The sequence below is a fragment of the Amorphoplanes digitatis genome (assembly GCF_014205335.1).
Taxonomy (GTDB): domain Bacteria; phylum Actinomycetota; class Actinomycetes; order Mycobacteriales; family Micromonosporaceae; genus Actinoplanes; species Actinoplanes digitatus.
The window spans coordinates 90,870-117,840 of the sequence record NZ_JACHNH010000001.1; the positions used below are offsets into that span (position 1 = coordinate 90,870).

General features: G+C 72.3%; 23 protein-coding genes and 1 tRNA gene. 13 read left to right on the forward strand and 11 right to left on the reverse strand.

Annotated elements, in window-relative coordinates; genetic code table 11:
* The first annotated feature begins 14 nt into the window (after window positions 1-14).
* Complete coding sequence (locus BJ971_RS00400; protein WP_184988274.1) at window positions 15-1,163, forward strand: outer membrane protein assembly factor BamB family protein; 1,149 nt, start codon at window positions 15-17, stop codon at window positions 1,161-1,163.
* Here BJ971_RS00400 and BJ971_RS00405 read toward each other — a convergent pair whose 3' ends face one another.
* The gene (locus tag BJ971_RS00405; RefSeq protein ID WP_184988277.1) at window positions 1,164-2,276 is read right to left on the reverse strand and encodes an ROK family protein; all 1,113 of its coding nucleotides are present in this window, start codon (window positions 2,274-2,276) and stop codon (window positions 1,164-1,166) included.
* A gap of 46 nt (window positions 2,277-2,322) precedes the next feature.
* Between BJ971_RS00405 and BJ971_RS00410 the strand changes: the two genes are divergently transcribed.
* On the forward strand, window positions 2,323-3,522 hold the full coding sequence (locus BJ971_RS00410; protein WP_184988280.1) for an MFS transporter: 1,200 nt from the start codon (window positions 2,323-2,325) through the stop codon (window positions 3,520-3,522).
* Window positions 3,523-3,801: 279 nt separating this feature from the next.
* Here the strand turns inward: BJ971_RS00410 and hisC are convergent, their stop codons facing one another.
* The 4 genes from hisC to hppD are packed head-to-tail and all read right to left on the reverse strand — an operon-like array spanning window position 3,802 to window position 7,796.
* The gene (hisC, locus tag BJ971_RS00415) at window positions 3,802-4,878 is read right to left on the reverse strand and encodes a histidinol-phosphate transaminase (protein ID WP_184988286.1); all 1,077 of its coding nucleotides are present in this window, start codon (window positions 4,876-4,878) and stop codon (window positions 3,802-3,804) included.
* Entirely contained in the window at window positions 4,875-5,951 is a 1,077-nt protein-coding gene (locus BJ971_RS00420; RefSeq protein WP_184988292.1) for an RDD family protein, read from the reverse strand. Before BJ971_RS00420 ends, hisC begins: the two co-directional genes overlap by 4 nt.
* Window positions 5,948-6,631: an RDD family protein gene (locus BJ971_RS00425; RefSeq protein WP_239087513.1), complete on the reverse strand. Its 684-nt coding sequence runs from the start codon at window positions 6,629-6,631 to the stop codon at window positions 5,948-5,950. The genes BJ971_RS00420 and BJ971_RS00425 overlap by 4 nt, the downstream gene beginning before the upstream one ends.
* Window positions 6,632-6,641: 10 nt before the next feature.
* Window positions 6,642-7,796 carry a 4-hydroxyphenylpyruvate dioxygenase gene (hppD, locus tag BJ971_RS00430; RefSeq protein WP_184988295.1) on the reverse strand — a complete coding sequence of 385 codons (1,155 nt, stop codon included), beginning with the start codon at window positions 7,794-7,796 and terminating at the stop codon, window positions 6,642-6,644.
* 88 nt (window positions 7,797-7,884) lie between these two features.
* Here hppD and BJ971_RS00435 point away from each other — a divergent pair, with 88 nt between their 5' ends.
* The 3 genes from BJ971_RS00435 to BJ971_RS00445 all read left to right on the forward strand — a co-directional run bounded on the left by BJ971_RS00435 (window position 7,885) and on the right by BJ971_RS00445 (window position 11,496).
* On the forward strand, window positions 7,885-8,370 hold the full coding sequence (locus BJ971_RS00435; RefSeq protein WP_184988298.1) for an Lrp/AsnC family transcriptional regulator: 486 nt from the start codon (window positions 7,885-7,887) through the stop codon (window positions 8,368-8,370).
* A 62-nt stretch (window positions 8,371-8,432) separates the two neighbouring features.
* Window positions 8,433-9,749: a PQQ-binding-like beta-propeller repeat protein gene (locus BJ971_RS00440; RefSeq protein WP_184988301.1), complete on the forward strand. Its 1,317-nt coding sequence runs from the start codon at window positions 8,433-8,435 to the stop codon at window positions 9,747-9,749.
* A gap of 70 nt (window positions 9,750-9,819) precedes the next feature.
* Entirely contained in the window at window positions 9,820-11,496 is a 1,677-nt protein-coding gene (locus tag BJ971_RS00445) for a fumarate hydratase (RefSeq protein WP_184988304.1), read from the forward strand.
* Between the two features lies 1 nt (window position 11,497).
* Here the strand turns inward: BJ971_RS00445 and BJ971_RS00450 are convergent, their stop codons facing one another.
* On the reverse strand, window positions 11,498-11,725 hold the full coding sequence (locus tag BJ971_RS00450) for a hypothetical protein (RefSeq protein WP_184988307.1): 228 nt from the start codon (window positions 11,723-11,725) through the stop codon (window positions 11,498-11,500).
* A gap of 144 nt (window positions 11,726-11,869) precedes the next feature.
* Between BJ971_RS00450 and BJ971_RS00455 the strand changes: the two genes are divergently transcribed.
* Complete coding sequence (locus tag BJ971_RS00455) at window positions 11,870-12,112, forward strand: hypothetical protein (RefSeq protein WP_184988310.1); 243 nt, start codon at window positions 11,870-11,872, stop codon at window positions 12,110-12,112.
* Between the two features lie 11 nt (window positions 12,113-12,123).
* Here BJ971_RS00455 and BJ971_RS00460 read toward each other — a convergent pair whose 3' ends face one another.
* Window positions 12,124-12,645 carry a hypothetical protein gene (locus BJ971_RS00460; protein ID WP_184988313.1) on the reverse strand — a complete coding sequence of 174 codons (522 nt, stop codon included), beginning with the start codon at window positions 12,643-12,645 and terminating at the stop codon, window positions 12,124-12,126.
* A gap of 166 nt (window positions 12,646-12,811) precedes the next feature.
* Between BJ971_RS00460 and BJ971_RS00465 the strand changes: the two genes are divergently transcribed.
* The 4 genes from BJ971_RS00465 (at window position 12,812) to BJ971_RS00480 (ending at window position 19,759) form a co-directional block, all read left to right on the forward strand.
* Complete coding sequence (locus BJ971_RS00465; protein WP_184988316.1) at window positions 12,812-14,212, forward strand: class II fumarate hydratase; 1,401 nt, start codon at window positions 12,812-12,814, stop codon at window positions 14,210-14,212.
* Window positions 14,213-14,308: 96 nt separating this feature from the next.
* On the forward strand, window positions 14,309-15,724 hold the full coding sequence (gene cysS / locus BJ971_RS00470; RefSeq protein WP_184988319.1) for a cysteine--tRNA ligase: 1,416 nt from the start codon (window positions 14,309-14,311) through the stop codon (window positions 15,722-15,724).
* Window positions 15,724-16,842 (forward strand): 23S rRNA (guanosine(2251)-2'-O)-methyltransferase RlmB, encoded by a 1,119-nt coding sequence (rlmB, locus tag BJ971_RS00475; protein ID WP_184988322.1) that lies wholly within the window; start codon window positions 15,724-15,726, stop codon window positions 16,840-16,842. Before cysS ends, rlmB begins: the two co-directional genes overlap by 1 nt.
* 58 nt (window positions 16,843-16,900) lie before the next feature.
* Window positions 16,901-19,759 (forward strand): Hsp70 family protein, encoded by a 2,859-nt coding sequence (locus tag BJ971_RS00480; RefSeq protein ID WP_184988325.1) that lies wholly within the window; start codon window positions 16,901-16,903, stop codon window positions 19,757-19,759.
* Window positions 19,760-19,816: 57 nt separating this feature from the next.
* On the opposite strand, the gene BJ971_RS00485 is transcribed toward BJ971_RS00480, so the two are convergent.
* Window positions 19,817-20,902 carry an ABC transporter ATP-binding protein gene (locus tag BJ971_RS00485; RefSeq protein WP_184988329.1) on the reverse strand — a complete coding sequence of 362 codons (1,086 nt, stop codon included), beginning with the start codon at window positions 20,900-20,902 and terminating at the stop codon, window positions 19,817-19,819.
* Window positions 20,903-21,074: 172 nt separating this feature from the next.
* Here BJ971_RS00485 and BJ971_RS00490 point away from each other — a divergent pair.
* A tRNA-Thr gene (locus BJ971_RS00490) sits at window positions 21,075-21,148 on the forward strand.
* 58 nt (window positions 21,149-21,206) lie between these two features.
* Here BJ971_RS00490 and BJ971_RS00495 read toward each other — a convergent pair.
* Window positions 21,207-22,289, reverse strand: coding sequence for a calcium-binding protein (locus BJ971_RS00495; protein WP_260414849.1), 1,083 nt, complete (start codon window positions 22,287-22,289; stop codon window positions 21,207-21,209).
* A gap of 114 nt (window positions 22,290-22,403) precedes the next feature.
* Here BJ971_RS00495 and BJ971_RS00500 point away from each other — a divergent pair, with 114 nt between their 5' ends.
* Window positions 22,404-22,826: a GNAT family N-acetyltransferase gene (locus tag BJ971_RS00500; protein ID WP_184988332.1), complete on the forward strand. Its 423-nt coding sequence runs from the start codon at window positions 22,404-22,406 to the stop codon at window positions 22,824-22,826.
* A gap of 60 nt (window positions 22,827-22,886) precedes the next feature.
* On the opposite strand, the gene BJ971_RS00505 is transcribed toward BJ971_RS00500, so the two are convergent.
* Window positions 22,887-23,816: a hypothetical protein gene (locus tag BJ971_RS00505; protein ID WP_184988335.1), complete on the reverse strand. Its 930-nt coding sequence runs from the start codon at window positions 23,814-23,816 to the stop codon at window positions 22,887-22,889.
* 121 nt (window positions 23,817-23,937) lie between these two features.
* Here BJ971_RS00505 and BJ971_RS00510 point away from each other — a divergent pair, with 121 nt between their 5' ends.
* On the forward strand, window positions 23,938-25,716 hold the full coding sequence (locus BJ971_RS00510; RefSeq protein WP_184988338.1) for a potassium channel family protein: 1,779 nt from the start codon (window positions 23,938-23,940) through the stop codon (window positions 25,714-25,716).
* On the opposite strand, the gene BJ971_RS00515 is transcribed toward BJ971_RS00510, so the two are convergent.
* Window positions 25,713-26,918: a DUF4032 domain-containing protein gene (locus tag BJ971_RS00515; protein ID WP_184988341.1), complete on the reverse strand. Its 1,206-nt coding sequence runs from the start codon at window positions 26,916-26,918 to the stop codon at window positions 25,713-25,715. The two genes, BJ971_RS00510 and BJ971_RS00515, sit on opposite strands and share 4 nt — an antisense overlap.
* Window positions 26,919-26,971 lie beyond the last annotated feature (53 nt).

Consider the following 26,971-nt stretch of genomic DNA (forward strand, 5'->3'; position numbering starts at 1 on the left):
CCTATCGTCGCTGGGTGATCAGGAAGCTCCCGTACGCCCTCGCCGCCTTGGCCGTGCTGCTCGCCGCGGTGGTCGTCGGCTGGCGGGTGCTGGCGCCGGCGGAGGTCCTCGAGCCGGCCGTCGACCCGTACCCGGTCGCGGCGACGCTGCCGGCGGGAGTCACCGGCAAGACCACCATGGCGCCGCTGATCGTCGACGACCGCATCCGGGTCTACGCGGCCGACCGGCTGGTCAAGGCGGACGCCCCGGTCGAGGCGAAGACGATGTACACGCCGCGGTGGTCGTACCGGCGCTGGCCGGAGCGGCTGACCGGGGTGGTGGCGGCCGGCACGACGGTGGTCACCCGGTGGTCGGACGGTGACCTGGTGGCGCTCGACGGGCGTACCGGAACGCTCGTGTGGCGGGCCGGCGGGCCCCCCGCGGACGGCTTCGAGGGGCGGACCGGGTCGGCCGCGGTCTGGGCGCCGCCGGGGCTGCACATCGCCGGCACGAGCGTGCTGGTCACCGACGGGCGACGGCTGATCGCCCGGGCGGTCGCGGACGGCGCGCAGCGCTGGTCGGCGGAGCTGCCACCGGGCTGCGGCGACGGCTTCGTGACGGCCGGCGGGCGGTACGTCTGCGGCACGGGTGCCTGGGACGTGATCTCCGGCGGCGCGGTGCGTGGCTGGCCCGCCGGCCCGTCGACCGCGACCGGCTGCGACGTGGCCCGCTCCGGGTGCGCGGGCCTGCGCGACGCGTCCGGGCAGGGCTGGCTGGTCGGCGGCCGACTGCCCGAACGCGCACCGGCGCTCGACGACCCCGCCGCGACCGCCGCGGGCGACCTGGTGCTCACCGCGTCCGGCGGCGCGGTGACCGCCTCGCGCGCGGGCCGCGAGCTGTGGCGCCGGGACGGTGCGGCGCGGGTGCTCGGGGTGCGCGCCGGCAAGGCCGTGCTGCTCACCCCGGACGACCGGCTGGTCATCGTGGACGCGGCCACCGGGGCGCAGCGCGCGGAGTTCCCGCTGTTCGTGGCGAAGGAGCGGGTGGACGCGTGGAAGCCGCACGCGTGGCAGCTCACGGACGGCTTCGTGGCGATCGAGCGGCTGCGGCCGGCGGCGGGCACCGATCCGGACGAGCCGAACCACTACTACACGATGGACCCCGTCATCATCGCCGCGCTGTAGCTACACGAGGCGCGTCAGCAGGGCCGTCCAGGCCTCCTCGGCCGCGCCCGCGATCGGGCCGTCGTCGCCGAGCAGGGCCGGCAGCACCGGCGGGGGCGCCGCCCGGCGGAAATCCATCAGGCCGGCGCCGTACGCCGCGGCGATCTGCTCCGGCGCCGCCGCCAGCAGGTCGACGCCCAGGCCGCCGAGCGTCACCAGGTCGGCGTCCAGGCCGTTGACCAGGCCCGCGATGCCCCGGCCCAGGGCCGTCGCCACGGCCGCCGTCGCGGCAACCGGCCCCGGTTCCGGCGAGTTGATGATCCGGCGGGCGTAGGAGACCGGGTCACGCGGCGCCGCGTGGCCGAGCAGGCGGGCCAGCGCCGAGCCGTCGACCGCGGTGCCCCAGCAGCCGTACGCGCCGCACGGGCAGCGGACCGCCGGGTCGCCGAACGGCATGTGGCCGAACTCGCCGGACGCGCCGAGCGCGCCGATCAGCACCTTGCCGCCGTCCACCACCGCGCCGCCGAGGCCAGCCTCGATGCGCAGGTGCAGCGCCACCGACGCGCCGACGGCCACGCCGCGCCGGGACTCGGCCGACGCGGCGAGGGTGGCGTCGTTGCCCGCCACGAACGTCTCGGCCCGGGGCCAGGCGACCGCGAGGTCGACGTCGTGCCAGCCGAGCTGGCTCGCGTCCAGCATCAGATCGCGGGAGACCGTGCCCGGCACCGAGATGCCGATGCCGCGGATCCGGTCGCCGTGCTCCTGGCGCAGGCGCTGCACCGCCGCGCCCAGCGCCGCGACCACCTCGTCGCCGCCGCGGCCGGCCAGGTTCTCGCCCGCGGTGGCCAGGACGCTGCCGCCCAGCTCGACCACGTCGACCCGCCAGGATTCGTGGGTGATCGAGGCGGCGGCGATCAGCGGACCACGCGGGTGCGGGATCAGCGCGGTCGTCGGGCGGCCCCGTGCGCCGCTCGGCGCTGTCGGGCCCTCGGCCAGTAGCTGGGCCTGCCCGAGCCGGCCGACCAGCTCCGTGGCCGCGCCGGTGCCGACGCCGATCATCCGGGCCGCGTCGGCCCGGGTGACGCCGGGTCGGGCGTGCACCACCCGCAACAGCTCGGTTGCGCGCGTCGTCACAGCGTTCCCCCTTCTTTTGCTCGGAACAGGAGTTTATTGTCGGTCGATGAACCACCGCGGCGCGCTGCTCGTCCTCGGCGCATCCTGCTTCGTCTATGTCACCGCGGAGACCATCCCGGTCGGGCTGCTCCCGCAGATCGCGGACGGCCTGTCGGTCAGCGAGGCGGACGTCGGTCTGCTGCTCACCAGCTACGCCGTCGTTGCGGCGCTGTCCACCATTCCGCTCACCGCGCTCACCATGCGGGTACCCCGGCACCTGCTCATCGCCGCGACCGTGGCGATCTTTGCAATCTCCCAGCTCATCGCCGTTTTCGCGGCTACGTTCACGATCCTCACCCTGTCGCGCCTGATCTGCGCGATGGCGCACGGCGTTTTCTGGTCGACGATCGCCCCGGTGGCGGCCCGGCTCGTGCCGCCGGGCAGCGCCGGCCGGGCCACGGCGCTGGTGTTCCTCGGCAACTCGCTGGCGATCGTGCTGGGCGTGCCGCTCGGCACCGCGCTGGGCCAGTGGCTCGGCTGGCGGGTCGCGTTCGCGGTGCTCGCCGGCGCCGGCGCGATCTGCGCGGTCGCGGTCGTCGCGGTGCTGCCGAGGCTGCCTGCGCTGCCGCGTGACCTGGCCGTCCGCGCGGGCGCGCAGCTCAGGGCGTCGATCAGGATCATCCGCCGGGGGCCGGTCGCGGTGATCTGCCTCGTCACGGCGGTCCTGGTGACCGGGCACTTCGCGGCGTACACCTACATCGCGCCGCTGGTGCGGCGCGACGGCGGACTGGAGGGCGCCGGGCTGAGCGCGCTGCTGCTCGGGTACGGCGCGGCCGGCCTGCTCGGCAACTGGATCGTCGGGCGGTTCGTCGACCGGCATCCCCGGACGCTGCTCGTCACCCTGGCGGGCATCATGATCGCCTCGCTGGTGGTGCTGATCCCGGCGCTGGGCGCGGCGCCGACGGTGCTCGCGGCGCTGGCCTGGGGCGGCGTGTTCACGGCGACGCCGGTGATCCTCCAGGCCGCGATCCTGCGCGTCGCGCCCGATGCCCGCGACGCCGCCTCGGCCGTCTACGTCGTCGCGTTCCAGGTGGGCATCGGCGGCGGTGCGCTGCTCGGCGAGCGTTTCGTCCGGGCCGGCCTGCTGGCCTGGCTGCCGGCGCTGGCCGCGCTGCTCGCCCTGGCGGCGGTCCTGGTGGTCCTGGCGTCCCGGCGCACGTTCCCGGCACACCTGCCGGCGCCCGAGGAGGTCCCCGCATCGGCCTGAGGGCGTCCCCGCAGGTCAGAAGTGGGCAGCGGCCCTCGCCCAGGTGCTCGCCTCGACTGTCTATCATTCCCGGCGGTCGATCTTCATGATCGACATCCTCGGACATGAAGGCGGGTCTTGTGCATCGATGGTGGGCTGCACCCGTTGCTGCCGTGTCCGTCTTCCTGGCTGCGGCCAGTACCTCCCATCTGACGATCTGCGCTCCGCCGGCGCGGCCTGCAAGGCTCAGGATCAGCAGAGCGGCGCGAGGCGATGCTCGCGCCGCTCAGGCCGCTCCGGCTACCGGGCCGCCTCGGCCGCCGCCAGGAAGGCGTCGTTCTCCTCCGGGGTGCCGATCGTGACGCGGACGCCGTCGCCGGCGAACGGGCGCACGATCACGCCCTGCTTCTCGCAGGCCGCGCCGAAGTCGAGCGCGCCGTCGCCCAGCGGGAGCCAGACGAAGTTCGCCTGGCTGGTCGGTACGTCCGGGTAGAGCTTGCGGAGCGCCTCCGTGACCCGCTCGCGCTCCGTGATGACCAGCGCGCAGCGGCGGGTCACCTCGGCTTCAGCGTCCAGCGCCGCGAGCGCCGCGGCCTGCGCGACCGCGCTTGTCGAGAACGGGGTCAGGACCTTGCGGATCGCCGCGGCGACCTCGGGCTGGGCCACCAGGAAGCCCACCCGCAGCCCGGCCAGGCCCCAGGCCTTGGACATGGTGCGCAGGACGACGACGTTCGCGCGGTCGCCGTAGGTCTCCAGGGCGTCCGGCACCTGCTCGTCCGTCACGAACTCGCGGTAGGCCTCGTCCAGGACGACAAGCACGTCCGACGGGACCCGGGACAGGAAGCGGTCCAGCTCCTGCCTGCGGACGCTCGTGCCGGTCGGATTGTTCGGGTTGCAGACGATCACCAGGCGGGTGCGGTCGGTGATCGCGTCGGCCATCGCTTGCAGGTCGTGGCCGTGCTCCGGGGTGTTCGGGACGCGGATGCTCGTCGCGCCGACGCCCGCCGCGATGATCGGATAGGCCTCGAACGAGCGCCACGAGTAGACGATCTCGTCGCCCGGCAGGCAGGTCGCCTTGGCCAGGTGCTCGGCCAGCGCCACCGAGCCACAGCCGGTGACGATGCGGTCGGGGTCGACTCCGTAGCGTTCCGCCAGCCGGCCACGGAGCGCGACCACGCCCATGTCGGGGTAGCGGTGCGACTCCGTGACCGCCTTCGCCACCGCCTCCGCGACGCCCGGCAGCGGGCCGAACGGGACCTCGTTGCTGGCCAGCTTGATCGCTTCCGCGATGCCCAGCTCGCGGGCCAGGTCGGCGACGTTGCGCCCGGGCACGTACGCGGGCAGCGCCTCCAGGTCGGCGCGGGTCAACCTGCTCATCTCTGTCCTCCGGTGGAGTCGTCGGCGTGGTCGGGCGCCGCTTTTGCCTGCTCCGGCCGACCCGGCGGCACCGCGACGACCACCGTCGCGGCCGATTTGTCGTGCCATCCCTGGTACAGCTTCTGGTCGAAGAGCACCGATGCCGAGATGGCCAGCTGAACCAGGAAGCCGACGCCGTAGCAGCTCCATAGCGGCGTCCACATGCCGAACCGGAACCAGCGCCGGAACGCCCGGCCGAAGCCCAGCGGCTCGGTGTCCTCCAGTCTCACGACCTTGACCTGGAGCAGGCGCTTACCGAGGGTCTGGCCGCTGTTGGCCAGGGCCGGCACCTCGTAGGCGAACCAGAGCGCCGTCGCGACGAGCAAGATCGTGAGCAGCAGGTAGCTGGCGCGCGGTGGGACCGGCTCGGGGGTGGTGTCGAACAACGGCTTGCCCGCCGCGTTGCGCAGGATCGGCTCGACCTCGAGCCACCACTGGTACGCCAGCCAGCCGTTGACCAGGACGTTCAGGATCAGGAGGGCGATGATGTCCACGAGCCTGGCGACGAACCGCTGGCCGACGCCGGCCAGCGGTAGGCCGTGCGGACGGGCCTGCACGTTGTACGCGTAGGCGTGCGGCACCCACCCGGGCGGCGGCACCCAGCCGGGCGGCGGGGACGGATATCCGGGCGGCGGCTGCCAGCCCTGCGGCGGGGCAGCCCCGCCCGGTGGCGGCAGGGTCCACCCCGGCGGCGGCTGCTGATAGCCCGGCGGCGGCTGATAGCCCGGCGGCGGCTGATAGCCCGGCGGCGGACCGGCCGCGATCGGCGCGCTGGATCCCGGCGTACCCGGGCCAGGCGGCGGCCCGGCGGGCTGAGCGGGCTGAGTGGCCTGTGCGGGCTGAGCCGGCGAGGTCGGCGCCGACGCCGGAGCGGGCGGTGCGGGGGTCTCGTCCTCCTCCTCGGCGGGCGGCGGCCCGTCGGGCGGGGTCGCGTCGGCCGGTATGGCCTTGCCCAGCCAGCCGTCGCCGTCCCACCAGCGCTGGGTCGACGGGTCGGCCGGGTCCTTGTACCAACCGGCAGGCAGCGAAGTCATGGCGCAACCTTTACCACGACGGTCTTGGCGACCTTGTCGTGCAGGGTCTGCTGGAAGGGCTTGTCCCAGAGCTGCCACAGGCCGTCCAGGTAGGGGAAGAACGGCACGAACACCCCGCAGATGTACTCGATGAGGTACCGCTTCGCGGCCATGCCACGGGTCAGCGCCGCGCCGGGTGCGAGCGGGATCACCCTGATCTTCATCAGCTTCTTGCCGACGGTCTGGCCGGTGCGGAACATCATCTCGACGTTGTAGACGTAGTAGCCGACCAGCATCAGCACGAGAAGTCCGAGCTCGAGCAGCAGGAACGGCACCACCACCTCGGTGAAGTCGAGGGCGACCGGTGCGCCGGGCGCGTAGCTGTCCACAGGCTCGGTGAGGTCCGGCATCACCTTGAACATGAAGACGACCGCCACCGGCAGGAGGACGACGAACATGATGCCGGTCATGATGGCGTAGTCGATGAGGTACGCCAGCAGCCTCGTGGCAAAGTCGGCCAGGGGCCGGCCGTCCGGCGCCAGCGGCGGCGGCTGCCACCGGTACGGCTGCCGCGGCGGCGGCGTGTAGTAACCGTATTGAGGGGGCGGCGGGCCACCGGCCTGCGGCGGCACCGGGGCGCGGACCGGCCCACCGATAGGCGGGTGGCCCACGGCCACGGCGTCGTCGTTCGCTTGCGTCACGGAGACAGTGTTACAGGTTTCCGCGCAGCTCTTGCTCCCGCTCGATGGCCTCGAACAGGGCCTTGAAGTTGCCCTTGCCGAATCCGAGCGAGCCGTGCCGCTCGATCAGCTCGAAGAAGACCGTCGGGCGGTCCTGCACCGGCCGGGTGAAGATCTGCAACAGGTAGCCGTCCTCGTCGCGGTCGACCAGGATCGCGCGCTTCTTCAGCTCCTCGATCGGCACCCGGACCTCGCCGATCCGGGCACGCAGCTCCGGGTCGTCGTAGTACGAGTCGGGGGTGTCGAGGAACTCGACGCCGGCGGCGCGCATGGCGTCGACGCTGGCCAGGATGTCGTTGGTCGCCACCGCGATGTGCTGCGCGCCGGGGCCGCCGTAGAACTCGAGGTACTCGTCGATCTGCGACTTGCGCTTGGAGACGGCGGGCTCGTTGAGCGGGAACTTGACCTTGCGGGTGCCGTCGGCGACGACCTTGGACATCAGCGCCGAGTAGTCGGTGGCGATGTCGTCGCCGATGAACTCGGCCATGTTGGTGAAGCCCATCACGCGGCCGTAGAACTCGACCCACTCGTCCATCTTGCCGAGCTCGACGTTGCCGACGACGTGGTCGACGGCCTGGAAGAAGCGCTTGGGCTGAAGGCCGGCGTCGATCGCGGGCCGCCGGTCGACGATCGGGTCGCGGGCCACGAAGCCGGGCAGGAACGGGCCGTCGTACTTCGACCGGTCGACGAGGGTGTGGATGGTGTCGCCGTACGCGGCGATGGAGGCCATCCGGACGATCCCATGCTCGTCGCAGACGTCGTGCGGCTCGGCGATGCTGCGGGCGCCGGCGGAGAGCGCGTGCGCGTAGGCCCGGTCCACGTCCGGCACCGCGAGGGCGATGTCGCGCACGCCGTCGCTGTGTTTCGTGACGTGCTCGGCGCCCGGGGCGCCGGCGTGCACCGCGCCCGTGAGCACGAACCGCGCCGAACCGCTGACCAGCACGTACTCGGCCTGGTCGCGGTAGCCCTGCTCCGGCCCGCGGTAGGCCACGCAGGTCATCCCGAAGGCGGTCGAGTAGTAGTGGGCGGCCTGCTTCGCGTTGCCGACCAGGAACTGGAGATGGTCGACGCCCTTGACGGGGAATACGTCGACGGTCTCTTGGGCGTTTTCCATCACCTGCGTCATGTGCAGAGGCTTGCTCGTCACCGGCGTGTGGGCAATAGTGGGAACAATTGCTGGTCAGTATGCGCATTCGGTAGAGTGCTGAGGCAACATGGCTATACAAGATGTTCAACTAGATGCCCTCGACGGCCGCCTGCTCGCGCTGCTCGCCGAGGAGCCGCGGATCGGCGTGCTCGAGCTGTCGCGCCGGCTCGCGGTCGCCCGCGGCACGGCGCAGGCCCGTCTCGACAAGCTGACCGCGCGCGGCGCGATCCGCGGCTTCGGCCCGGACGTCTCGCCCGCCGCGATCGGCTACGGCGTGATGAGCTTCGTGACCCTGGAGATCAGCCAGCGGTACGGCCACACCGCCGTCACCACCCACCTGGCCGACATCCCCGAGGTCCTGGAGGCACACACGATCACCGGCAGCGGCGACCTGATGTGCCGGATCGTGGCGCGCTCGAACGCCGACCTCCAGCGCGTGATCGACACCATCCTGGCGTACGAGGGGATCCTGCGGGCGTCGACGATCATCGCGCTGGCCGAGCAGATTCCCTATCGCACGATGCCGCTGGTGAAGGCGGCAAGCGGGGCATAGGCACTCGACACGGGCTTTTCGGGCTCGTCGTCGAGCCATGTCGATCTCGTTACCGTGTCGGCGTGGCTTCCGGCGGGTCGGCGAAGGGCTACGCGCTGGTCGGCGTCGTGGTCGTCATCGTCCTGGCCACCACCGGGGTGTGGAATCCGTTCCCGAAGATCTGGTCCTGGATCAACCAGAGCGACCCGATCGCCGAGGGCGTGTCCAGCTGGCAGACGACCATCGGCGGCTCACCGCGGAGCATCACGATCAGCGGCGGCGCGGTCGTCGTCGAGTACCGGACCTCCATCGAGGCGTACGGGATCACCGCCGGGGTGAAGCTCTGGAAGTCGGACGCCGACTGGGCCGGCGTCGCCGGCGGCGACAGCGACGCGGTGGTGGTCGTCGGGCGGCTGCTGACCAAGGGCTACGAGGTGCTCGACCCGGCCACCGGCGCGGTCCGCCGCCGGGACACCGAGGCGACGGCCGTCTGGACGTACGCCGACGCGGTGCTCGACCTGCGCTGCCCCGGCGCCGGCGACTGCGAGCTCAGCGCCTGGGAACCGCGCGGCAGCCGGCCGATGTGGACGATCGCCGCGCCGGGCATCGGCTTCGTGCTCAACGCGTCGAACCCCGACCTGCCCGACACCCAGCCGCTCACCTCGTCGCAGTTCGCCGAGGGCGCGGCCGGGCCGAGGCCGCTGCCCACCCTCCTCGGGCTGCCCGGCGACGGCCGGATCCAGGTGATCGACACCGCGCAGGGCCGGGTCGTGCAGACCCGGACGCCGGGCCGGGACCAGCGCGTCACCGTCGTCGGCGGCCGGGTCCTCACGGTCACCGGCGAGGCACGCGACGGCACCTGCTACTACGGCGTCGTCGCGCACGACCCGCCCAACGGGCAGGCGGTGTGGCAGCGCGACGGGCTCAACCTGCGTACCGCCGACAACGGCTCGGCCTGCAAGCAGGAGCGTGATCCGGCCGGCGGCCAGGACGTGGTGCTCGGCGTCGACCCGGTCGGCCGGCAGGAGCTGATCGCCGCGCACGACGGGCGGGTGCTCTGGCACGGCGACAAGGGGCAGACCGTGCTCGCCGTCGACGACTCGTACGCGCTGATCCGCAGCTCGGACCAGGCGACCCTGGCGGCCCGCTCGTTCGGCCGTGGCCGGGTCGGCTGGCGGCGGGCGGTCGGCCCCGGCGCGCAGGCGGCGCTGACGCCGTACGCGGCGGTGGTGGCCGAGGCGAAGCCGCACCGGGTGGTCGCGGTGAGCCCGGGTACTGGCGCCGTGCTGACCGAGGCGCGTACCGATGCGAAGGTCTTCGCGGTCGGCCGCGGCGGCATGATCCTGGTCTCCGGCAGGGACATGGCCTACCTCCCGTTCGGCGGCTCGCCGGCGGGTTGATCGAACCGGTATCCGGGTGTGACCCGGTTGGTTCGCGCGTGGTGCACACGCTGGCCTAGGCTTGCCCGTCATGAGCAGAGCCGCCGCTTTCTCGTATTCGCCGCTGTTGCCGCAGAACGACGACCTGACCGAGTACCGACTGCTCTCGGACGAGGGCGTCGACGTGGTCGAGGGGCCCGGCGGCCGACGGTTTCTCACCGTCGACCCGAGCGCGCTGACGCTCCTGACCGCCGAGGCGATGCACGACATCGCCCACTTCCTGCGCCCCGCGCACCTGGCGCAGCTGCGCGCCATCATCGACGACCCGAAGGCGTCGCCGAACGACCGCTTCGTCGCCCGGGACCTGCTGCGCAACGCGAACATCTCGGCCGGTGGCGTGCTGCCGATGTGCCAGGACACCGGCACGGCGATCGTCATGGGCAAGCGCGGACGGCACGTGCTGACCGACGGCGCCGACGAGCAGGCCATCGCCCTCGGCGTCTACCAGGCGTACACCCGGCTGAACCTGCGCTACTCGCAGCTCGCGCCGCTGACGATGTGGGACGAGCGCAACACCGGCTCCAACCTGCCCGCGCAGATCGAGCTCTACGCCGAGGACCCGGGCGGCCAGCCGGACGCCTACAAGTTCCTCTTCATGGCCAAGGGCGGCGGCTCGGCCAACAAGTCGTACCTGTACCAGGAGACCAAGGCGCTGCTGAACCCGGCGCGGATGATGGAGTTCCTGGACGAGAAGCTGCGGCTCATCGGCACGTCCGCGTGCCCGCCGTACCACCTGGCCATCGTCATCGGCGGCACCAGCGCCGAGTACGCCCTCAAGACCGCGAAGCTGGCCAGCGCCAAGTACCTGGACAACCTGCCGCGCGCCGGTTCGATGACCGCGCACGGCTTCCGCGACGTCGAGCTGGAGGCGGCCGTCCTCGAGCTGACCCGCGACTTCGGCATCGGCGCGCAGTTCGGCGGCCGCTACTTCTGCCACGACGTCCGGGTGATCCGGCTGCCGCGGCACGGCGCCTCCTGCCCGGTGGCGATCGCGGTGTCCTGCTCGGCCGACCGCCAGGCGCTCGCGAAGATCACCCCCTCGGGTGTATGGCTCGAACGCCTCGAGCCGGACCCGGCGCGCTTCCTGCCGGACGTGACGGACGACACGCTGGAGACCGACGAGGTCGTCCGCGTCGACCTCAACCGGCCGATGGCCGAGATCCGCGCACAGCTGAGCGAGTACCCGGTCAAGACCCGGCTGTCGCTGACCGGCTCGCTGGTCGTGGCCCGCGACATCGCGCACGCGAAGATCGCCGAGCGTCTCGACGCGGGCGAGCCGATGCCGCAGTACCTGCGCGACCACCCGGTCTACTACGCCGGCCCGGCCAAGACGCCCGAGGGCTACGCGTCCGGCTCGTTCGGGCCGACCACGGCCGGGCGGATGGACGCCTACGTGGAGAAGTTCCAGGCCGCGGGCGGCTCGCTGGTGATGCTGGCCAAGGGCAACCGCTCCGGCCAGGTGACCAAGGCCTGCCAGAGCCACGGCGGCTTCTACCTCGGTTCGATCGGCGGCCCGGCGGCCCGGCTCGCACAGGACTGCATCCGCCACGTCGAGGTGCTGGAGTACCCCGAGCTGGGCATGGAGGCGGTCTGGAAGATCGATGTCGAGGACTTCCCGGCGTTCATCGTCGTGGACGACAAGGGCAACGACTTCTTCGCCGACGTCACCCGCCCCAAGAACGTTCTTCAGGTCGGCAACCGGCCATAGGTCAGGACGCGTCCGGCCCGGGCCAGACGATCAGGAGACGGCGGACCCTGGTCGCGCGGACGACGGTGTCGGCCACCGCGTCGAAGGTCGGGTGCTCCGTGGGGCCCGCGCCGGCCAGGTTCAGGGTCCAGCCCCCGGCGTGCCGGTGCGCGAAGGCCAGCGGCCGGTCGGCCAGCGCGCGGGGTGCGTCCCCGTCCCGGAATGAGACGGCCAGGTCGGATGCGGTCACGGCTGGTGGACCTCCCGGGGTCGGTCGGGGCTGCCAAGGGGTGCCCCACACCGTAGTGCCATGTGGCCTCATGGGTAACCCGTGGGAGGCCATCTGCGCCGGTTCTCGCGTGGCCTCACACCGACGGGTGCTTGACTCGCTGACGTGCTGAGTGACCTTGAGGCCGCAGCGCGTGCCTACCAGGCCGCGCAGGACGCCGTGACCGAGGCACAGCAACGCGTTGCCGAGGCCCGCGCGGAGGTTCCCGCCGCCCGGGAGCGGCTGGGCCAGGAGATCGTCCGGGCGACCCTCGAGGGCGCGCGCCAGGTAGACGTGATGGCGGCGTCGGGCTACTCCCGGGAACAGGTGCGCCGGATCCTGCGCTCCGCGGGCGTCGAGGCCGGGTAGCCGGGCGGGGCTCAGGTGGCGCAGAGGCCCGCGACCGGGTCCATCCAGTCCGGCATCTTCGCCAGCAGGGTCTTGTTCAGATCCGTCGTGGTCTTGACCTTGTCGAAGAGGCCCTTGTCCGCGGCGCTCTTGGAGAACTTGGTCGCCGAGACCTGCCCCGCCTCCTTGAGGTCGGGATCCTCGGCCTTCGAGGTCTCCTTGCGGATCTTCTCGCCGACCTCCTTGAGCTCCTTGCTCGCCGCCTTGCGCGCCAGCTCGGCCTCGTCGGCCTGCTTCGCCTCCTTGTAGGCGATCATCCGGCCCATCGCGGTGCCGAACTGGGCCACGTCCGCGTCGAAGATCTTGTCGAGCGCGGCGCAGACCGTGCGGGTGTTCTCGTAGTAGTTCGGTGCCGCGATGGCGGTCGCCGGCGTGGTGACGTCCACCGCGGGCGCCTCTGCGATGGGCTCCGTGCCGCTGTCGCCGCCGCTGCCGCAGGCGGCTCCGGTGAGGAGCAGGCCGCACAGGGTGACGCCGAGGAGGGCGCTTCGCATGACAGAGTCCTGTTCGTCGGGGGGTCCAAACCCTTCGCGACGATACGTTCCACCCCGGGCGACGTCCAACCGGGAGTAATCCTCCTTACGCGAAATGCCTGCCGGCGGCGCTGGAGAGTGGCACGGATCGACTGCGGTCCCCGGGCGACGGGGGCAGGATGGAATCGTGACGACGACTGACGAGAGCGGTTACCGGATCGAGCGCGACACGATGGGCGAGGTCCGGGTGCCGGTCGATGCCCTGTGGCGTGCGCAGACCCAGCGGGCGGTGGAGAACTTCCCGATCTCCGGGCGGGGGATCGAGCCCTCGCACATCCGGGCGCTTGCCCAGATCAAGGGCGCGGCGGCGCAGGTCAACGCCGCCCTGGGCGTACTGGATGGCGATGTCGCGATGGCGATCATGACCGCGGCGGCGCACGTCGCGCACGGTGGTTACGACGACCAGTTCCCGATCGACGTCTTCCAGACCGGGTCGGGCACGTCGTCGAACATGAACGCCAACGAGGTCATCGCGACGATCGCGTCGCGCGAGCTGGGCCGGACCGTGCACCCGAACGACCACGTCAACGCGTCGCAGTCCAGCAACGACGTCTTCCCGTCGTCGATTCACCTGGCCGCCGCCGAGGCCGTCACCAGCAACCTGATCCCGGCCCTGGACCACCTGGTGGTCGCGCTGAGCGCGAAGGCGAACGACTGGTCGGAGGTGGTCAAGGCCGGCCGGACGCACCTGATGGACGCGACGCCGGTCACCCTCGGCCAGGAATTCTCCGGTTACGCGGCGCAGGTGCAGAACGGCATCGACCGGCTCACCGACGCCCTGCCGCGGCTCGCCGAGCTGCCGCTGGGCGGCACCGCGGTCGGCACCGGGGTCAACACGCCGCCGGGCTTCGCGCCCGCCGTCATCCTGCTGCTCAAGAAGGTGACCGGGCTGCCGCTGAGCGAGGCGCGCAACCACTTCGAGGCACAGGGCGCCCGGGACGCGCTTGTCGAGACGTCCGGGCAGCTGCGGGTCGTCGCGGTCAGCCTCTACAAGATCGTCAACGACATCCGGTGGATGGGCTCCGGGCCGCGCGCCGGCCTGCGCGAGCTGCGCCTGCCCGACCTTCAGCCGGGTTCGTCGATCATGCCGGGCAAGGTGAACCCGGTGGTGCCCGAGTCGGTGCGCCAGGTGGCCGCGCAGGTCATCGGCAACGACGCGGCCGTGGCGTTCGCCGGCAGCCAGGGTGACTTCGAGCTCAACGTCATGCTCCCGGTGATGGCCCGTAACCTGCTGGAGTCGATCAAGTTGCTGGCCGCCGCGGCGCGGATGCTCGCGGACCGCTGCATCGAGGGCCTCGAGGTCAACCACGAGGTCGTCCGCGGGTACGCCGAGGGCTCGCCGTCGATCGTCACGCCGCTGAACCGGTACCTCGGCTACGACGAGGCGGCCGCGATCGCGAAGCAGGCGCTGAAGGAGGAGAAGAGCATCCGGGCGGTGGTGATCGAGCGTGGTCACGTCGCCAGCGGGGTCCTGACCGAGGAGGAGCTGGACGCGACGCTTGACGTGCTGCGGATGACCCGGCCCTGACCCAGACCCACCCCTCCGGGGGCTGTGGATGAGCCTGTGGATAACCCGCGCTCGGCCGGGACGTCGCCCGCTCGCGACGGTCGGTACCCTTGTACGGTGACGCTCCGCCTACATGACACCGCGACCCGATCCGTCCGGGACTTCGTCCCGATGACGCCCGGTCAGGTCGGTATCTACCTGTGCGGCCTCACCGTGCAGTCGATACCGCACATCGGGCACCTGCGCTCCGCCGTCAACTACGACGTGTTGCGCCGCTGGTTGCTGCACATCGGCTTCGAGGTCACCTTCATCCGCAACATCACCGACGTCGACGACAAGATCCTCGTGAAGTCGCTGGAGACGGGCCGGCCCTACTGGGCGATCGCGTACGCGAACAAGCTCGTCCTCGACGCCGACTACCGCTCGCTCAACGTGCTGCCGCCGACCTACGAGCCGCTCGCCACCGCGCACATCACCGAGATGCACGAGCTGATCGCCGAGCTGATCGAGCGCGGGCACGCCTACGAGTCGGCCGAGGGCAACGGCGACGTCTACTTCGACGTGCCCAGCTTCAAGGAGTACGGCTCGCTCTCCGGTCAGCGGCCGGAGGACATGCTGTCCGCCGGCGGTACCCCCGAGCGGGGCAAGCGGCACCAGGCCGACTTCGCGCTGTGGAAGGGCGTCAAGGACGACGAGCCCGGCGACGCCTCCTGGGCCTCGCCGTGGGGCCGCGGCCGGCCCGGCTGGCACATCGAGTGCTCCGCGATGGCCCGGCGCTACCTCGGCGCCGAGTTCGACATCCACGGCGGCGGCCTCGACCTGACCTTCCCGCACCACGAGAACGAGATCGCACAGTCCCGCTCGGGCGGGCTGCCGTTCGCCCGCTACTGGGTGCACCACGCGCTGCTCAATCTCGGCGAGGCCAAAATGAGCAAGTCGCTGGGCAACGTCATCGACGTGCAGGCCGTGCTGGCCATGGGCATCCGGCCCGTCGAGCTGCGCTACTACCTGGGCGTGCCGCACTACCGCTCGCGCATCGACTACTCCGACGACGCGATGCGCGAGGCCGCGACGGCGTACCGGAGGATCGAGGGCTTCGTGCACCGGGCCGTCGAGGTCGTCGGCGTCGGGCGCCCCAAGGCGGTGCCGCCGGAGTTCGCCGCGGCGATGAACGACGACCTCAACACGTCGGCGGCGCTGGCCGTCGTGCACGACACGATCCGCGAGGGCAACACCGCGCTGGCCGCGAACGACGAGACGGGCGTCCGCGCCGCGCTGACCGCGGTGCGGGCCATGCTCGGCGTTCTCGGCCTCGACCCGCTCGACGCCGCGTGGCACGAGGGCGAGGGCGGCGGCGACCTCAAGCCGGTCGTCGACTCGCTGGTCTCCCTCGCACTCGATCAACGCGCGCAGGCGCGGGCACGCAAGGACTGGGCGGCGGCCGATTCGGTCCGCGACCAGCTCAAGAACGCGGGAGTTCAGGTGGAGGACACTCCGGCCGGTCCGCGCTGGACGGTAGGAGAGCAGCACTGATGCCCGGAAATTCCTTCAACGCGAGCAAGCGCGTCACCTCCAAGAAGGGCGCGGCGGCCGGCTCCGGCGGCAAGAACCGGGCGGGCCTCAAGGGCCGGGGCAAGACCCTGCCCGCCGACGAGCGCCCGTGGCACAAGGGCTACTCGGGCACCGAGAAGCTCCCCGACAAGACCGCCCGCAAGCAGGACAAGGAGCGGCGCGCCGCCGCTGCCGAGGGCCGGGCGCCCAAGGTCGGCATCCCGGGCAGCAAGGACACCACCTGGGGCCGGGGCGGCGGCCGTGCCGCCGGCCGGCCGGCTCCGCAGCGCGGCGGCCGGGTGCAGGGCCGCAGCGGGCCGCGGATCGCACCCGGGCGGCGCTCGAACCCGACAAAGGAGGGCCCGGAGCTGCTGCTCGGGCGCAACCCGGTGACCGAGGCGCTGCGCGCGGGGATTCCGGCGACGGCCCTCTACGTGGCGCACGGCATCGACATCGACGACCGGGTCTCCGAGATCGTCCGGACCTCCGGTGACCGGGGCATCCCGATCCTGGAGATCAGCCGCCTCGAGCTCGACCGGATGACCGGCGGAGTCCTGCACCAGGGCATCGGCCTCCAGGTGCCGCCGTTCGCGTACGAGAACTTCGACGACCTCGTGGCCGCGGCGATGGAGCAGACCGCGCCGCTGCTCGTCGCCCTCGACGGCGTGACGGACCCGCGCAACCTGGGCGCCGTGATCCGTTCGGTTGCCGCGTTCGGCGCGCACGGCGTCTTCATGACCGAGCGCCGGGCGGCCGGCATCACCGCGACCGCGTGGCGCACCAGCGCCGGCGCGGCCGCGCGGGTGCCGGTGTCGCAGGTGGTCAACCTGACCCGGGCGATCAAGGCGGCCCAGCAGGCCGGCTTCACCGCGATCGGGCTGGACGCCGACGGCGAGACGGACCTCTACCAGCTCGAGGCCGCGGTCGGCCCGCTGCTTGTCGTGGTCGGCTCCGAGGGCCGGGGCCTGTCCCGCCTGGTCGGCGAGACCTGCGACCTGCGGGTGAGCATCCCGATGATGTCCGAAGTGGAGTCGCTGAACGCCAGCGTCGCCGCCGCGGTCACCCTGGCCGAGGTCGCCCGCCGCCGCGTATACGGGTAGGCGCGCACTGCCTGTAACGTGACGGGCCGGGTGACCGGTGGCGGAGGTGCAGGGGAGCATGACCGACGGCTTTGTGCTCGGCGTTGATCTGGGCACTTCGCACACGGTCGCGATGCTGCGCTGGCCGGACGGCCGCACCCGGCCGCTGCTCTTCGACGGCCAGCCGCTGCTGCCCTCGGCCGGCTATCTCGACACGACGGGCCGGCTGCACGTCGGCCGTGACGCTGTCCGCCTCGGCCAGGCCGAGCCGGGCCGCCTCGAGCCGAACCCGAAGCGGCACGTCGACGCCGAGACGGTGCTGCTCGGCGGCGCCGAGGTGCCGACGGCCGACCTGCTGGCGGCGCTGCTGGGCGCGGTGGCCCGCGAGGCCGTCGCCGCGACGGGCTTCCTGCCGCCCGCCGTGCTGACCTATCCGGCGGCGTGGGGGTCGCGCCGCCGGTCGGTGCTGACCACCGCCCTGGCCCGCGCGGGCTGGCCGTCGACGACCCGGCTGGTGGCCGAGCCGATCGCCGCGGCCCGCTACTTCGCGGACGTCCTGCGCCGCCCGGTGCCGGTCGGGTCGGCGCTCGCGGTCTTCGACTTCGGCGGCGGCACGCTGGACATCGCCGTCGTCCGCAACGAGGGCGTGACGCCGCAGGGGCAGCCGCGCTTCGCCGTCGCGGCCTCCGGCGGCGTCGACGACCTCGGCGGCCTCGACCTCGACGCGGCCCTGGTCGCGCACCTCGGCACGACGCTGGAGAAGGACGAGCCCGCCGCCTGGGCCGCGCTGACCGAGCCGGTCACGCTCGCACAGTGGCGGGCCCGGCGCCAGTTCTGGGAAGACGTACGCGGGGCCAAGGAGATGCTGTCCCGCACGGCGCTCGCCCCGGTTCCGGTGCCGGGAGTCGAGCAGGCGGTGCGGCTGACGCGCGAGGAGTTCGAGGCGGCGGCCGGGCCGCTGCTGCGCCGCGGCGTGGCCGAGGCGGGCTCGGTGCTGCGCGCCGCGGGCCTGGACCCGGCCGACCTGGCCGGGTTGTTCCTGGTCGGCGGCTCGTCCCGGGTGCCACTCGTGGCACGCCTGCTGCACAGCGAGCTTGGCATCGCGCCGACGGTGCTGGAGCAGCCCGAGCTGCCGGTTGCCGAGGGCGCCATCATCGCGAGCGCGGCACCGTCCTCGGACGCCGCACCCGCCCCGGCCGCGGGCGCGGCACCGGCCGCCGCGGTGGCCGCGGAGGCGGCGCGGACGCCGGCCGAGCCGATGCGGGCGGCCGCGGTTCCCCCGGCGACGGACACGATGGCACCCGGCGGCCAACCCGAGGCGGTCGCCCCGGCCCCGCCCGCGAGCGGCAACGGCGCGGCGCCGCCGGTGGCCCGGCCCGCCGGGGACCAGCCCAACTATGCCGAGCCCGTCGACCCGTGGGCCACCGGTGAGGCGGCCGCGTTCGGCAACGCGGGCGGGCCGGTGCTGCACCCGGTCTCCGGCGCACCGCATTCGCACACCCCCGCCGACCCGGTGTCGCCCCCGGCCGCGCCGTGGCTGGCCTCGACGCAACCCGAGCCGGCGCCGAAGCTCCCCGCGTACCGGAGGAAGGGTCTTTGGATCGTCGCGGCCGGGACCGTCGCGGTGCTCGGCATCGCCGCGACCGCCGTCGTGCGGTTCTGGCCCGGCTACCCCGCGCTGGACTACCGGCCGCTCACCGACGAGCACCGGATCAAGCCGGTCGCGCCCATCAGCTCGGCGTTCAACGCGACCGCCCTGCGCGGCGGGCGCGCCTACTTCGCCAGCGCCGACGACAAGGGGACGCTCGGCGTCGTCGCGGCCGCCACCGACAGCGGCGAGAAGGCCTGGAGCAGCGTCGAGGCCGGCACCGCCGCCCGCTGGGAGCATTTCTTCACGCTGCCGGACGCGGTGGTCGCGATCACCGACACCGACTCGGTCACCAGCACGCGGCGCATGGTGCTGCTCGACCCCGGCAAGGGCGGCAAGCTGTGGGACCGCACGGTCGGCCGCGACGACGGCCTGGTCTTCGCCGGCGACAAGGTCGTGCTTGTCGACCGGACGGAGAACAGGCTCGTCGGGCTCGAGGTCGGCGACCAGGGCAAGGTCGGCTGGGAGCACAAGAGCCCCAAGTCCGAGTACGGCACGACGACCACCAAGGTCATCGTGGCGACCACCGAGGCCGACCTGGACGGGCCCGCGACCGGCGCCGGGGTGCCGTTCGCCGAGCCGCTCGACGACGACGATCGGATCGTGCAGATCGGCGCCGACCGGTCCGCCCAGGTCATCGACGCGTCGACCGGCGACGTGTCGGCCGGGCCGCGGCAGAGCGTCGCCGACCCGGACGACGAGGTGGTCGCGCACAACGGCCGGCTCGTCGTGTCCGAGTCCGGCGACTCGCACCGGCTCGTCGCCTACGACCTGGCGAAGCTCGACGAGCCGCGGGTGCTCTACACGGCGCCGAACGCGAACACCCGGTTCGACCACCTGACCGCCTGCGGCGCCGACCGGATCTGCGTGGTCGAGACGACGGCATCCGACGCCAAGACCGCGCAGGTGGTGGCGGTCGACGCCACCGGGAAGGGCACCGTGTGGCGCCGGACGGTCGCGGACGTCAACGGGCTCGTACCCGTCGGCGAGGCCGTGCTCGCCACCCGGAACACGTCGCCGGAGCAGACCAGCCTGCTCGACGCCGACGGCCGGGTGGCATGGACCCGGGGCGGTGTCGTCGGCCGGCTCGACGGCGGCAACATGCTGCAGTTCTCCAAGGCGCTCTCGACCTCGGCCGACGACCCGGGGCTCGCCGGCGAGCACCTCGGCGACGACCCCGTGCCGCTGGGCTCGCTGGACGGGGTCCGGTCGTCGACCTGCTCGTGGGACGCGAGCCATCTGGCCTGCGTCGCCGACGAGGACTTCGTCATCCAGCGCTTCGCCGGCTGACGCCGGACACGGAGAAGGGCGGCCCCGCGTGGGGCCGCCCTTCTCCTGACGCCTGACTCAGATCCGCTGGCCGGTGGTGGCGTGGAACACGTGCACCTGGTTGGTCTGCGGCTTGATGAACACCGTCTCGCCCATGGTCGGCATCGAGCGCCGGTCGGTGCGGACCACGAACCGCTCCTGGCCGCCGTCGAGGGCCGCGTGGCCGTAGACGTTGGCGTCCGAGCCGAGGTCCTCGACCAGGTCGACGACGATCGGCAGGCCGCCCGCGGTCGGGGAGACCAGGTCGGTCGCCTCGGGCCGGAAGCCGATGGTCACCTTGCCGCCCTCGTCCTTGGCCGCCGCGACCTGCTCGCGGGTCAGCGGCACGGCGAGCTCGGCGAACGCCGCACCCGACTCGATCAGCGGGACGGTCTTGAGGTTCATGGCCGGGGAGCCGATGAAGCCGGCGACGAAGACGTTGCCCGGGTTGTCGTAGAGCACCCGGGGGGTGTCGCACTGCTGGAGTACGCCGTCGAGCATGACCGCGACCCGGTGGCCCATCGTCATGGCCTCGACCTGGTCGTGGGTCACGTAGACGGTGGTGATGCCCAGCTTGGCCTGGAGGGTCGCGATCTGCGACCGGGTCTGCACGCGGAGCTTGGCGTCGAGGTTCGACAGGGGCTCGTCCATGAGGAACACCTGCGGCTCACGCACGATCGCGCGGCCCATCGCGACGCGCTGGCGCTGACCGCCGGAGAGCGCCTTCGGCTTACGGCTCAGGTACTCGTCGAGCTGGAGCAGCGCGGCGGCCTCCTTGACCCGGCGGTCGATCTCCGCCTTCGGGGTCTTGCGCAGCTTCAGGGCGAACGCCATGTTCTCGTACACCGACATGTGCGGGTACAGAGCGTAGTTCTGGAAGACCATCGCGATGTCGCGGGACTTCGGGGGGAGGTTCGTGACGTCCTTGCCCTGGATGAGGATGCGGCCCCGGTCCACGTCCTCGAGGCCGGCGAGCATCCGCAGGCTGGTGGACTTGCCGCAACCGGACGGGCCGACCAGAACCAGGAACTCGCCGTCGCCGATCTCGAGGTCGAGCTCGTTGACCGCGGGGCGCTCCTGGCCGGGATAGATCCGGGAGGCCTTCTCGTAGGTGACCGTAGCCATGGTGAATCGACTTCCTTTCCACCGGCAGGAACGTGCCGGACGATCCGAGTGGGAGGAACAGTGTGGCCAGCCACACGACCGCCACCGTAAGTCTTTTTTCCGGAACTGCCAAGGTCGCACCCGGCAAAGGGTGCTCAGCCTGCCCGATGGTCAGCCGGTATGCTGTTCGCGCGCCCCTGTAGCTCAGTTGGCCAGAGCACCTGTCTTGTAAACAGGATGTCGTCGGTTCGATTCCGACCGGGGGCTCCGAGAACGGCCCTAACCAGCAGAAACGCTGGTCAGGGCCTTATGTCTATCGATGTGGTCAGTTTTCGCACCCGACCAGGGTGTCCTTCTTCGCCTTCTCGCAGTGGTCGCCGTATTCGGTGTTGCTACCACCGTTCAGTAGGTCGACGACGTGCTTGTCGTAGTCGCCGCCGTCCAGGGAGTCGTCGCCGGCATCGCCGTAGATCTTGTCCTGGCCCTCGCCGCCGACGATCCAGTCGTTGCCGACGCCGCCGTGGATCACGTCGTTGCCGTCGCCGCCCATGAACGAGCCGTCTCCGGCGCCTCCGGTGATCCGGTCGTTGCCCGGGCCGCCGAAGAGGGACTCGACGTCGGCGCCGATGGTGTCGTGCTCACCGGCCTGCCCGTCGTCGCCCGTGACGCCGTCGGCGTCGATGACGACCGCCTTGGTGGAGCTGGTGTAGCTGGCCACGTCGGTGCCGGATCCACCGAGCAGGACGTCCGCGGCGACCCCGAGTTCGTCGTCGCCGTACAGCCAATCGGTGTCCGCGCCGCCGTCGAGGTGGTCCCGGCCCAGTCCGCCGGTGAGGTCGTCCCCACCTGCGTCGCCGTAGAGCTTGTCGTTGCCCTCGAGGCCCCACAGCTGGTCGCCGCCGGTGCCGCCGCGCAGGGTGTCGTTGCCGGTCATACCCCAGAGGGTGTCCTTGCCGCCCCGGCCGTCGGCCTTGTCGTTTCCGCTGCCGGCCTGGATCCGGTCGCCCAGCGAGCCGCCGGTGATGGTGTCGTTGCCGCTTCCGCCGTACGCGCTCATCCGCACGTCCGAATTGTTGACGATCACGTCGTTGCGGCCGTAGGTGTAGATCGTGACCCGGGTGGGTGCCTTCTTCGTGGTGCACCTGACCTTGGTCTTGTCGCCCTTGACCTTCTTGCAGCCCTTGCCGGCGCTGACCGCGACCTTGTCGTCGATCGTGATCGTGTTGCCGGAGCGCGTGATCACCACCTTGTTCTGCTTGCCGCTCGCCGCCTTGTACTGGACCTTCGTGGCGGAGGTCACCGAGGCCACCCCGCTGGTGGCCGCCAGCGCGGGAGAGGCGACCGTCCCGACCGCGGCCATGGTGGACAGGGCGACACAGGCGGCCGCCGGCCAGGCGATTCGGGGCATGGTGATCCTTCCAAGATCTTGATCGGCGATGGAACGGTACCGTTTCATCACCAACGAAGGAAAGCTCGATCGATGCGGCGAGAGTTTCTCCGCCGTTCCGCCTAGGGTGTCGCCATGCGCATCGAGCGGGTCGAGGACGCCGCGGCCGTGCACAGTGCCGCCGACCTTTTCGACGAGCCGCCGCTGGCGGCGGCGACCGAGAGGTTCCTCGCGAGCCCGGACCACCATCTGCTGTTCGCCTACGACGGCGACCGCGCGGTCGGCATGATCTCGGGGGTCGAGATGACCCATCCGGACAAGGGCACGGAGATGTTCGTCTACGAGCTCGGCGTGGCGCCGGCCGCCCGGCTACAGGGCATCGGCGCCGCGCTCGTCCGGGCGCTGGCGGACCTCGCCCGCGAGCGCGGCTGCTACGGCATGTGGGTCGGCACAGAGACCGACAACGAGGCCGCGCAGGCCACCTACCGCCGGGCCGGCGCCACCGAGGAGGCCCCGTTCGTGCTGCTCAACTGGGACCTCATCGCGGAGGCCGGGTAGCGAAGACGCGTCGAGCCCGCACCGGATACGACCGGGGCGGGCTCGACGACGCGCTACGACCTATTTGAAGTCCTCGTCCTCGCCCGCGATCGGCCGGCCGCCTCCCGTGAAGGCCCGCTTGTCGCCGCCCGCCTCGTCGTCGATCGGCTCCTCGTGCAGCCGCGGGTCCCGGACGGGCTCGTCGATGGCCGGGTCGACGGTCGCCGGGTCCACCACCGTGCCGCCCACCGGCATGGTGGTGACGACGTCGTCGGCGTCCCGGTCGGCACCCGTGTCGGTACCCGTGCCGGCGCCCGTGTCGGCGCCCGTGTCGGCGTTGTCGCCGGCCTTGTCCTTGTCCTTGTCCGCGTCCGTGTCCGGTTCCGGCGTCACGTTCACCGGCATCAGGCCGCCGAGACCGCCGAGCAGCGGCAGACCGCCGTCGAACAGCGCCGACTCGCTGTGCGAACCGGCCGTCGGCAGGCCGCCGCCGAGCAGCCCGCCGCCGAGCAGGCTCCCGCCGAGCAGCCCGGTCGGGATGATGCTTGTCAGGTTGCCGCCCGGCAGGCCGCCGCCGGCCCGCCCGACCTGACCGGCCTTGCCGGCCACCCGGCGGCCGGCCGCTCCGCCGACGGACGCACCGCTGCCGGCCACCGACCAGCCCGCGGGAACCAGGCCGGCGCCCTGCGACCGGGCGACCCGCCGGCCCTCGTCCGGCATGAGACCGTCCTTCGGCAGCAGGCCGTCCTGCGGCAGCATGTCCGAAAGGGACGATCCGGAGGTCTGTAGATCGGCGGCGTTCTGACCCGGCCGGAAGCTCAGCAGCTGGGAGGCGCCGCCCAGCGGGCTCTCCAGGTTGAGTCCGCCGGCCGGGTCCAGTCCGACACCCCGGCCGTTCGTCGCCTGGAGCAACCCGTCGGTCTGGATGGGGACCACATCAGCCTGCGCGGGTGCAGCGCCGAGCAGCAGGACGCCGCCGACCACCGCCCCGGCGTAGAACCACTTGCGCATTGATCTTCTCCTGCGGAAACTCGGACGAATCGTTCGGAAAGGGCAACGAATGGCCTCCGTGGAGGGTTCGGGGGCCGATGGGTTCACACGGCGCCGATGATCGCCTGGCACGATGCGGACCATGGCCGCCGACCCCAATCGCGAACCTCCGGGCCGCGCGTTCGTTTCCCGCCTGCGGCGCAACGCCGACGGCCGGCCGCACTTCGTGATCTGCGGCGCGGACTCGCTCGTCTACACGGTCGCCGAGGAGCTGGCGAACGCCGGGCACCGGATCCGGCTCACCCTGGTCGTACCCAGCACGCTGCGCGGCGACGTTCCCGATCTGGCCAACCTGCGCGGCGTGCGGATCATCCGCGCCGACCGGCTCGACGAGCGCACGTTCCGCTCCGCGGGGCTGGCCGGCGCGGCCGCCCTGGGCCTGGTGATGCCCGACGACGTGGTGAACCTGCACGCTGCGCTCTGCGCGCAGGCCGTCGAGCCGGACCTGCGGCTGGTCATCAGGATGTTCAACACCGGCCTCGGATACGGCGTCCGCCGGCTCTTCGCCGACTGCGCGGTCCTCTCCGACGCGGCGATGGCCGCACCGGCGTTCGTGGCGGCCTCGCTGGGCGAGGTGACGCCGACCCACCTCCGCGTCGCCGGCCGCACCCTGTACGTGGCACGCCGCGGCGAGGTGAGCCCGGACCGGCTGGTCTGCGCGCTGACCGCCGCGGACGGCGCCGGGCGCATCGACGTCCTGCCCGCGGATCCGCCGCCGGCGGCGCAACAGCCGACGGATCTGGTGCTGGCCGAGGCGTCCGGGCGGTCCGCCGCGCCGGTGGTCGACGCGCAGCGCCGGATCCGGGCCCGCCGTCGCCGCCGGCCGGTGCGGGTCGTCGGCCGGGCGCTGCGGGCCGCGCTGAGCCGCAAGCTGGGCGTAGCCGTGCTGGTCACCCTGATCATCACGGTGGTATCGGGTGCGGTGCTGGTGCACGCCGACCCGGTCGACGGGTTCTGGCAGTCGATCTACGTGACGCTGCTGACCGTCGTCGGATCGTCCGATGTGGAGGTTCAGCGTAACGAGGTCGCGCAGGCCGCCCAGCTGGTGTTGACCATCGCGGGGCTCGCGCTGCTGCCGCTGGTCACCGCCGCGGTGGTCGAGGGCATGGTGAACGCCCGGCTCGAGCTCAACAGCGGCCGGGTCGCCGCACAGTACGAGGACCACGTCGTTGTCGTCGGACTCGGCAGCGTCGGCACCCGGGTGCTGCGCCAGCTCAACGACCTGGGCGTCGACGTGGTGGCGATCGACCGCCGGGCCGACGCCCGCGGCTCGAAGGCCGCACAGCAGCTGGGCGTGCCGTTCATCGTCGGCGACGCGGCGCGGGAGGAGACGCTGCGCGCGGCCTCGATCGCGACGAGCAGGGCGCTGGTGGTCGTCTCCACCGACGACGTCACCAACCTCCAGGCCGCGCTGAACGCCCGCGCGGTCCGCCCGGATCTGCGCGTCGTGCTGCGGCTCTTCGACGACGACTTCGCCCAGCGGGTGCAGACGGCCTTCAACATCGACATCTCGCGCAGCGTGTCCCGGCTGGCGGCGCCGACCTTCGCGGCGGCGATGCTGGAGCGCGAGGTGCTCGCCACCATCCCGGTCGACCGGCACGCGCTGCTGGTCGCCGCGGTGCGGGTCTTCGCCGGTTCCCCGCTCGACGGGCTGACGCTGAGCCAGGCCGACCGGCCGCTGAGCGCCCGCGTGATCGGCCTGTCGGCGGCCGGCTCGGAGTGGGTGGACTGGGCGCCGGACCACCGGCGGGTGCTGGCGGCGGGCGACCGCATCATGATCGTGGCTCGTCGCGCCGGCCTGCGCGCCCTGGTGGAGCAGGCCAGCCCGCCGCCCGGCCTGGCGGAGGAGCCGGGTGCCTAGAGCGCGCTGACCTCGAGGCCGAGTACGGCCTGCTCGTCCGGCTTGTGTGCCAGCACGTCGGTCAGGTACGACTGGACCGCGGGTGCCATGCCGACGTCTCGGCCGGACTGCTCGGACAGCAGCCACTTGTGCTGGATGATCTGCGAGAAGATCTCCTGCGGCTCGAGCTTGCGGCGCAGGTGCGTCGGCACCGCCCGGACCACCGGCTCGAAGACCTCGGTGAGCCAGCGGTGTGCCGCCTGCTGCTCGTCGGTCAGGTCCGACTCGGCGCGGTAGGTGTCCAGGTCGTTGAGCAGCTGCCGGGCCTGGTTCTCCTCGGCGTCCAGGCCGGTGAGGCGCAGCAGCCGGCGGGTGTGGTAGCCGGCGTCGACCACCTTCGGCCGGACCCGGTAGCCGCCGTCCACGGTGGACATCGCGACCTCGGCGACGTCGAAGCCCAGGTCGTTGAGGCGCCGGATGCGCCCCTCGATGTCGTGCCGGGCGTCGCGGGCGATCTCCTGCTCGTACGTCACCTCGTGCCACAGCCGCTCGTAGCGGGCCACGATGTCGTCGACCACCGCCTCCGGGTCGATCGCCTCGTGCAGCAGGCCCGCGGCCTCCAGGTCCAGGCACTCGCCGAAGATGTTCAGCCGCAGGATCTCGATGTCCTCGCTGCGCTGGCCCTCGGAGAGCCGGGGGTGCAGGTTGCCCGTCTCCGCGTCGACCAGGTAGGCCGCGAACGCGCCCGCGTCGCGGCGGAACAGCGTGTTGGACAGCGAGCAGTCGCCCCACGAGAAGCCGGTCAGGTGCATGCGGACGATCAGCGCGGCGAGCGCGTCGAGCAGCCTGTTCATCGTCTCGGGCCGCAGCGTGTGCGAGAAGAGCGCCCGGTACGGCAGCGAGAACTGGAGGTGCCGGGTGATCAGCACCGTCTCGAGGGGCTCGCCCGCGTCGTCCACCCGGTCGGTGACGACGGCGATGGCCTCGACGGCCGGGAAGTCGATCCGTTCGAGGGCGCGCAGCAGGTCGTACTCCCGTTCGGCGATCCGCTCGCGGGTCTCCTTGAGCGCGTAGACCGTCTCGTTGAGTTTGACGAACCTGACGATGTGCCGCGAGATGCCCTGCGGGAGCGCGACCAGGTGCGACGCGGGCCACTCCTCGAGCGGCACGCTCCACGGCAGGTCCAGCAGAGCCGGGTCGACGAGGGCGGACGTGATTCGCACGAAGCCAGTGTGCACGCTCCGGGCGGCGCGTCGCTGCCGCACGTGGTTCGTTA

What these genes read in the sequence shown, in the direction of transcription:
- BJ971_RS00505 (WP_184988335.1), bottom strand. Translation starts at nt 23,816, where the DNA reads ATGCGCAAGTGGTTCTACGCCGGGGCGGTGGTCGGCGGCGTCCTGCTG.
- BJ971_RS00420 (WP_184988292.1), bottom strand. Translation starts at nt 5,951, where the DNA reads ATGACTTCGCTGCCTGCCGGTTGGTACAAGGACCCGGCCGACCCGTCG.
- BJ971_RS00460 (WP_184988313.1), bottom strand. Translation starts at nt 12,645, where the DNA reads ATGCGAAGCGCCCTCCTCGGCGTCACCCTGTGCGGCCTGCTCCTCACC.
- BJ971_RS00445 (WP_184988304.1), top strand. Translation starts at nt 9,820, where the DNA reads ATGAGCAGAGCCGCCGCTTTCTCGTATTCGCCGCTGTTGCCGCAGAAC.
- BJ971_RS00510 (WP_184988338.1), top strand. Translation starts at nt 23,938, where the DNA reads ATGGCCGCCGACCCCAATCGCGAACCTCCGGGCCGCGCGTTCGTTTCC.
- hppD (WP_184988295.1), bottom strand. Translation starts at nt 7,796, where the DNA reads ATGACGCAGGTGATGGAAAACGCCCAAGAGACCGTCGACGTATTCCCC.
- BJ971_RS00480 (WP_184988325.1), top strand. Translation starts at nt 16,901, where the DNA reads ATGACCGACGGCTTTGTGCTCGGCGTTGATCTGGGCACTTCGCACACG.
- BJ971_RS00485 (WP_184988329.1), bottom strand. Translation starts at nt 20,902, where the DNA reads ATGGCTACGGTCACCTACGAGAAGGCCTCCCGGATCTATCCCGGCCAG.
- BJ971_RS00410 (WP_184988280.1), top strand. Translation starts at nt 2,323, where the DNA reads ATGAACCACCGCGGCGCGCTGCTCGTCCTCGGCGCATCCTGCTTCGTC.
- rlmB (WP_184988322.1), top strand. Translation starts at nt 15,724, where the DNA reads ATGCCCGGAAATTCCTTCAACGCGAGCAAGCGCGTCACCTCCAAGAAG.
- hisC (WP_184988286.1), bottom strand. Translation starts at nt 4,878, where the DNA reads ATGAGCAGGTTGACCCGCGCCGACCTGGAGGCGCTGCCCGCGTACGTG.
- BJ971_RS00435 (WP_184988298.1), top strand. Translation starts at nt 7,885, where the DNA reads ATGGCTATACAAGATGTTCAACTAGATGCCCTCGACGGCCGCCTGCTC.
- BJ971_RS00500 (WP_184988332.1), top strand. Translation starts at nt 22,404, where the DNA reads ATGCGCATCGAGCGGGTCGAGGACGCCGCGGCCGTGCACAGTGCCGCC.
- BJ971_RS00495 (WP_260414849.1), bottom strand. Translation starts at nt 22,289, where the DNA reads ATGCCCCGAATCGCCTGGCCGGCGGCCGCCTGTGTCGCCCTGTCCACC.